We start from the raw sequence: 5,799 nt of genomic DNA, 5'->3' as shown, positions 1-5,799 counted from the left end.
GGGCTGGGAGGAGGTGGCGGAGACGGCGAAGTTGCTGGTCAGCGAGGCCGTCACCAACGTCTACCGGCACACCACCACGTCGCGGATCCTCGTGCGGACCGTTCTTCTCGACGCCCGGGTGGTGGTCGCCGTCGTGGACACGGCGCCGGAGGCACTGCCCGTGTGGCGGCACCCCGACCCGGAGACCGAACACGGCCGGGGCATGGCCCTGTTCGGTCTCCTCGCGCACGCCTGGGGCATCAGTTGGCACGCCGCCGCGCACACCTTCGCGCCCGCCCCCGGGGCATCGTTCGGGGAGTGGCCGGTGCCCGGACCCGGCGAGAAGTGCGTCTGGTTCGAACTGCGGTGGGGACTGGCCGCGTGAACGCCGTCGCCCACATCCCCGCCCCGCTGTACGGGCTCGGCCTTCTCGCGCTGCTCGTCCTCGCCTTCCTCGCCGGCTTCTTCCTCCGGCTTTCCCCTTCGGTCCGGAGGCCCGGGCCCCCGGGCCCACCCCGTCGGCCCGGCGCCCATCGCCGTCCCCGCCGGCCCCTCTTCCGGGGTCGGGGCATCGGGTCCCCGGCCCCACCGCTGCCGGGATCGGCCGGGCCGCCGTGCCGGGGCGGTCAGCGGCGCCGGCAGGTGTAGGCGCCGAACACCGGGTGCGGGAAGTCCGCGTCCAGGAGCTCGAACCCGGCGTCGTCCAGCATCGCCTCCAGCAGGTACCGGAAGGTGCTGTGCTCGGTGCGCAGGTGCTCGACGTAGTCGGCGCGGACGTACCTGGTCCTCGGGTCCACACCGGGGTCGGTCTCCGGGTCGGGGGCCTCGGCGAGCCAGGCGTTCAGCCGCTCCTCCGCCTCCGCCGGGCGGAAATCCAGGATCAGGTCCCGCAGGCGGAGGATCCCGCCGGGCCGCAGCATCCCCGCGATCCGGGTGAGCGCCACGGCCTTCCAGGCGTCCGGCAGTTGGTGCAGGGCGTGCCGGGTGTGCACGGCATCGGCCGGCGGACCCTCGTGCCGGTACGACAGGAACCCGCCCCGCACGACGATCGGCACGCGATCGCCGGTCCTCTCGGCGCCCTCGGCGGCGCGTTCCCGCAGGTGGGCGACCATGGCGGGGGAGACGTCCACCGCCACCACCCGGCCGAACTCCCGTGCGGCGGCGAACGCGAAGCGGCCCGTGCCGGCGCCGAGGTCGATCACCGTGGCGTCCGGGCCGACGCCGGCGGCCCGCAGGGCGGCCAGGTCCTCCGCCGGGTCCGGATACCCCTGCTTGCGGTCGAAGCCGGCGACGAACGCCGGGTCGAGGTGTTCCGGTCCGGCGGTGTCGATTTCCTCCGGGTACCAGGCGGGCGGCGTCCACGGCGTCGGGGTCATGGACCGAGCCTGACGTGCCGTGGCCGGTCCTCGCATCCGGGTTTCCGCCACGGGCTCGTCGGCGGTCGGCGGGGGCGCGAGTCCCCGCGAAGAGCGGGTCGACGGGGTCAACCCGCTGGTCTCGCTTCCCTCGTGTGGGTCATTTCCTTTCCGGACAACCGTCTTGTGCCGACCAGGCGCTCCGGGGCCCGGTGACGCGGGAACATCACGTCAAACATCGCTTTTCCGTCCTTCTGTCACCGGGTTCCCCGGGCGAGTCGTTTGGTTTTCTTCCGCCGGTTCAGAAATGGGGTGCAGTGTTCCGTACCGGAAGGGGAAAGCGGCGTGGCCGATTGGGTGCAGATCTCGGGCGCTCTCACCGCCATCTCGGCGGGTTCGCGGACGAATGTGTGGGGGGTGAATTCGGCGGGGAACATCTACCGTTACAGCGGTAATGATGGGAGTCCGTGGAATCAGGTTCCGGGTGGGTTGACGGATATCGGTGCGGCTGCCGACGGTACGGTGTGGGGCGTCAACGCCAACGGGAACATCTACCGCTATGCGGGGGATCGGGGGTCGACGACCTGGGTGCAGGTGTCGGGGGCTCTGACGCGGATCTCGGCGGGTTCGCGGACGAATGTGTGGGGGGTGAATTCGGCGGGGAACATCTACCGTTACAGCGGTAACGACGCGAATCCGTGGATTCGTATCCCCGGCGCCCTGACGGACATCGGGGCCGCCGCCGACGGCACGGTGTGGGGCGTCAACGCCAACGGCAACATCTACCGCTACGTGGGCGACGGGCAGGGCTGATCCCTTCCCGGCCCGCATGAGGGGGGCCCGGTCATGTGCCCGGGCGCGTGTGACGCGCGCCCGGGCGTCCGCGCGTTCGGGGCGGCGGTCACCCGGAACCCGACTCCCTCCGGTGAGGTCCGCGTGACGGTTCCGGGCGGAGCTCACTCCCACTTGATAGGCAAGTGACCACTTGCCTATGCTGGTGTGGTGTCGGACGATCTGTTCAAGGCCCTGGCCGATCCCACCCGCCGGACGATCCTCGACGAGCTGACCGAACGCGACGGTCAGACCCTCTTCGAGATCTGCTCCCGGCTCGCCGTCCGCCACGGCCTCGGCTCCTCGCGTCAGGCGATCAGCCAGCACCTCGCGGTCCTGGAGGCCGCCGGACTGGTCCGCGCCCGTCGCGAGGGTCGCTACAAGTTCCACCACCTCAACACCGAACCCCTGCGGCACATCGTCACCCGATGGCTCGCACCCGAGAGACCGGAGACCGGGGCATGAGAATCCACCTGTCGAGCGTGTTCGTCGACGACCAGGACAAGGCGCTGCGCTTCTACACCGAGGTCCTGGGCTTCGTGAAGAAGACCGAGGTCCCCCTCGGTGAGGACCGATGGCTGACCGTGGTCTCCCCGGAGGATCCCGACGGCACCGAACTGGTGCTGGAGCCCGCCGGACACCCGGCGGTCGGTCCCTACCGGGAGGCACTGATGCGCGACGGCATCCCGGTGACCTCCTTCGCGGTGGACGACGTCCACGCCGAGTACGAGCGCCTGCGCGCCCTGGGAGTGCGGTTCGTCCAGGAGCCGGTGGAGATGGGGAACGTCACGGTGGCCGTTCTCGACGACACCTGCGGCAACCTTCTCCAGATCGCCCGGGCGGCGTAGGAACTTTCCGTCTCCCCCGCCGGGAGGTGCCCCGGGCCGGTGTCGCCCGTCCCCACCCCCGTGGGGGACGGGCGACACCGGCCCGGGGCATGCGGTACCGCTCACCGGAGCGTCACCACATCAGGGCGTCGGCCCGGTCGCTCTGCCAGTACGTGACGGCGGCGGAGGCCCCCTCCGCCGTCCCCGCCGGCACGGGCAGGGTGACGGCGTTCCCGACCGTCCGGCCGTTCCGGTCGGTGAGGAAGACCTCGAGCCCTTCGACGGGCCTCACATTGCTGTCGTCCGCCGAGGAGGTCCTGATGCCCGCGTACGCGGACTCTCCCGGCTCGAGGACCACCACCGCCTGCGGGATGCTGGACCGCACGACCTGCATCACGGACTGCCCCCCGTCGAAGCGCAGGTACGGGTGGTTGTAGGGGGCGCAGGCCGTGTTGCCGGTGTTGGTCACCGTCAGCAGCAGGTGGTTGACCGGCCGGGACACGGGCGCCACGGTGAGCTTGGTGGTCGAGGGGGTGCACGCCGGCAGGACGGGAACGTCCTTCCCGGTGCGGGAACCGTCCTCCTTCCCCCGGCGGTCGCCGGCGGGGACGGCCGACGGACCGTTCTCCCGCGGGACGGGGACCGGTGCGGTCTCCCCGGCGTCGGTGCCCTCCGCCGGGACCTTCGTGGCCCCCGCGGCGGGTGCCCCGCTGTCGGAGGCGGCGCCCTCGGCCGGCGTGTCCTCCGCGGTGTTCTCCCCGGCCGCCGTGTCCTCCACCGGGCTCTCCTCGACCACCGGCGCGGATCGGTCCACGGCGGTGCCGCCCCCCGGGGAGGAGACGTCCGAGCCGGACTGGCAGGCGGCCAGGGCGAGCGAGGCGGCGGTCAGACCGGCGGCCACGAGGCCACGGGACAGGGTGCGATTGCGGGACATGGGTACGTCTTCTTTCGTCGAGCGGTGAGGGCCCCGGCTCAGGGCCGTGGACCGGTGTCGGGGCGTTTCCCTCGGCACGTCCCTCACGCTGCCCGTCCCGGGTCGGCGACCGCCACGTGGAACGGCACCCACGGGACGCCGGAACATTCCACCCCCCTCCCACCTGTGCGAACACCGTTCCACCCGGGACGGAACGGTTCCCTTCCGGCCAATCCGGTGTCGTGGTCGGCCGGGGCCCGGGCGAGGTGGTTTCATGCTCGGTGTCCGTACCGACGAGGGGACGGCGGCCGGAGGCGCGCCGGCACGTCGACGGCCGGCAGAGGGGGAGCCACGGGATGTCCCGGGAGGCGGAGGAGTTCGCGGCGCTGCTGCGAGAGGTGAAGGAACGCTCCGGCTTCAGCTACGGAGCGCTCGCCAGGAAGCTGCACACCAGTACGTCCACCCTGCACCGGTACTGCAACGGTGAGGCGGTGCCGATGGAGTACGGGGCGGTGGAGCGGTTCGCCCGCGCGTGCCGGGCGACGCCGGGGGAACTGCGGGAGTTGCGGCTGCGGTGGGAGGCGGCGGACGAACAGCGGGGACGGAAGGCCCCGCCCGGGCCCCCGGAGGGGTCCGGGCGCGGCGCGCCGCCGGCTCAGTCCGACGCGGTCGATCCCCCCTCCGGAGCGGAATCCCGCAGCTCGGCGAAGAGGGCCTCGGCCGCCGGGCCATCCAGGGCCAACCGGTTGGGAAGCTCGGGATGCGGCAGCACCGGGACGGTTCGGAAGACCAGACCGTCGCGCGGCACCTCCCGCAACCGACGGGCCAGTGCGTACAGCTCGGCCGGCGAGTCCAGGCCGGCGTCCGTGGTCAGCGAGGAGGTCGCCGCCTCCAGCACCGGATAGAGACGGGCGGGGTTGATCAGCGTGCTGTCCGAGCGGGCCCGGGCGTAGAGCAGGCCGAAGAACTCCTGCTGGCGGGCGATCCGGTTCAGGTCGCTGCCGTCGCCGACCAGCTGACGGGCCCGGACGTAGGCCAGGGCCTCCCGACCGTCCAGCAGGTGACGCCCGGCGGTCAGCTCGTGGCCGACGTGCCAGTCCGACTCGTCCTCCGTCACCTCGACCTCGACCCCGCCGACGGCGTCCACGAACCGCACGAAGCCCGAGAAGTCGACCACCATGTGGTGGTCGATCCGCACCCCCGTGAGTTCCTCCAGGGTGCGGATGGTGCAGGCGGCGCCGCCGAACTGGAACGCCCAGTTGAACTGCGCGCGGCTCGGCGGGGTGGACCCCCCGCCGTCGGGCCCGGCGCAGCGCGGGATGTCCACGATCAGATCGCGCGGCACGTGCACGACGTCGGCACGGTCCCCCTCGGCCGCGAGCCGCAGGAGGACGACGGTGTCGGAGCGCTCGTTGGGGTGGCCCCCCTCCCGGTCCGAGCCGATGACCAGCACGGTGCGGGCGGCACCGGCGGGTGGACGGTCGGAGGAGGCCGCCTCCAGCGCCTCGGCGGCGGCGTGGTCGGTGGTGATGTTGTCGTCCAGGGAACGGTAGAGCCACCAGCCGGCGCCCAGGGCCAGGGCCAGCGTCCCGACCAGGGCCAGCCCGAGGGCACCGGTGACCCCGCGCAGCCATCGGCGGCGACCGCCACCGGATCGTTTGACAGGCATATGCGCATTTTGTCAGCATTTGACGCCCGGTCAGGTTCTTCGGGCCACCGGCGTGGTGCGGCCCCCGCCGCACCGACCCACGGAAGGGACCGACCGGAGAGGGCCCCGGGGACGGGAACCCGGCCGGAGGGCCACGGGGCGCGCGACGGGGGCGCGCCCCCTCGGCCTCACGCGCCCCCGGACCTGTCGGCCCCCCGGGTCATGATGGGAACCGGGGCACCGCAC

7 protein-coding genes and 1 pseudogene are annotated in these 5,799 nt (G+C 72.7%); 5 read left to right on the top strand and 3 right to left on the bottom strand.

The window, feature by feature from the left end; all coding sequences use genetic code 11:
• Window positions 1–364: ATP-binding protein (locus FOE67_RS14505; protein WP_228473890.1), on the top strand; the 364-nt coding region annotated here is incomplete at its 5' end.
• 241 nt (window positions 365–605) lie between these two features.
• Here the strand turns inward: FOE67_RS14505 and FOE67_RS14500 are convergent.
• Entirely contained in the window at window positions 606–1,355 is a 750-nt protein-coding gene (locus FOE67_RS14500; RefSeq protein ID WP_182664324.1) for a class I SAM-dependent methyltransferase, read from the bottom strand.
• 324 nt (window positions 1,356–1,679) lie between these two features.
• On the opposite strand from FOE67_RS14500, the gene FOE67_RS14495 reads away from it, so the two are divergent.
• From FOE67_RS14495 to FOE67_RS14485, 3 genes are all read left to right on the top strand, one after another.
• Window positions 1,680–2,147: a tectonin domain-containing protein gene (locus FOE67_RS14495; protein WP_323384929.1), complete on the top strand. Its 468-nt coding sequence runs from the start codon at window positions 1,680–1,682 to the stop codon at window positions 2,145–2,147.
• Window positions 2,148–2,336: 189 nt separating this feature from the next.
• Window positions 2,337–2,630 (top strand): ArsR/SmtB family transcription factor, encoded by a 294-nt coding sequence (locus FOE67_RS14490; RefSeq protein WP_182664322.1) that lies wholly within the window; start codon window positions 2,337–2,339, stop codon window positions 2,628–2,630.
• Window positions 2,627–3,013, top strand: coding sequence for a VOC family protein (locus FOE67_RS14485; RefSeq protein WP_143616985.1), 387 nt, complete (start codon window positions 2,627–2,629; stop codon window positions 3,011–3,013). The genes FOE67_RS14490 and FOE67_RS14485 overlap by 4 nt, the downstream gene beginning before the upstream one ends.
• Window positions 3,014–3,125: 112 nt before the next feature.
• Here the strand turns inward: FOE67_RS14485 and FOE67_RS14480 are convergent, their stop codons facing one another.
• Window positions 3,126–3,926, bottom strand: coding sequence for a DUF4232 domain-containing protein (locus FOE67_RS14480; protein WP_182664320.1), 801 nt, complete (start codon window positions 3,924–3,926; stop codon window positions 3,126–3,128).
• Between the two features lie 335 nt (window positions 3,927–4,261).
• Here FOE67_RS14480 and FOE67_RS30790 point away from each other — a divergent pair.
• Window positions 4,262–4,411 (top strand): annotated as a pseudogene (locus tag FOE67_RS30790) (helix-turn-helix domain-containing protein); the annotation flags it as partial.
• 149 nt (window positions 4,412–4,560) lie between these two features.
• Here FOE67_RS30790 and FOE67_RS29320 read toward each other — a convergent pair.
• Entirely contained in the window at window positions 4,561–5,574 is a 1,014-nt protein-coding gene (locus FOE67_RS29320; RefSeq protein WP_228473888.1) for an LCP family protein, read from the bottom strand.
• Window positions 5,575–5,799: the final 225 nt, after the last annotated feature.

The sequence above is a fragment of the Streptomyces calidiresistens genome (assembly GCF_014141525.1).
Classification (GTDB): domain Bacteria; phylum Actinomycetota; class Actinomycetes; order Streptomycetales; family Streptomycetaceae; genus Streptomyces; species Streptomyces calidiresistens.
The sequence above is the reverse complement of the archived record's forward strand: the minus strand, read 5'-3'. Positions and strand labels throughout refer to the sequence as shown.

Excerpts from the sequence above, each read along its gene's own strand:
- FOE67_RS14500 (WP_182664324.1), bottom strand. The coding sequence starts at position 1,355 with ATGACCCCGACGCCGTGGACGCCGCCCGCCTGGTACCCGGAGGAAATC.
- FOE67_RS14485 (WP_143616985.1), top strand. The coding sequence starts at position 2,627 with ATGAGAATCCACCTGTCGAGCGTGTTCGTCGACGACCAGGACAAGGCG.
- FOE67_RS14480 (WP_182664320.1), bottom strand. The coding sequence starts at position 3,926 with ATGTCCCGCAATCGCACCCTGTCCCGTGGCCTCGTGGCCGCCGGTCTG.
- FOE67_RS29320 (WP_228473888.1), bottom strand. The coding sequence starts at position 5,574 with ATGCCTGTCAAACGATCCGGTGGCGGTCGCCGCCGATGGCTGCGCGGG.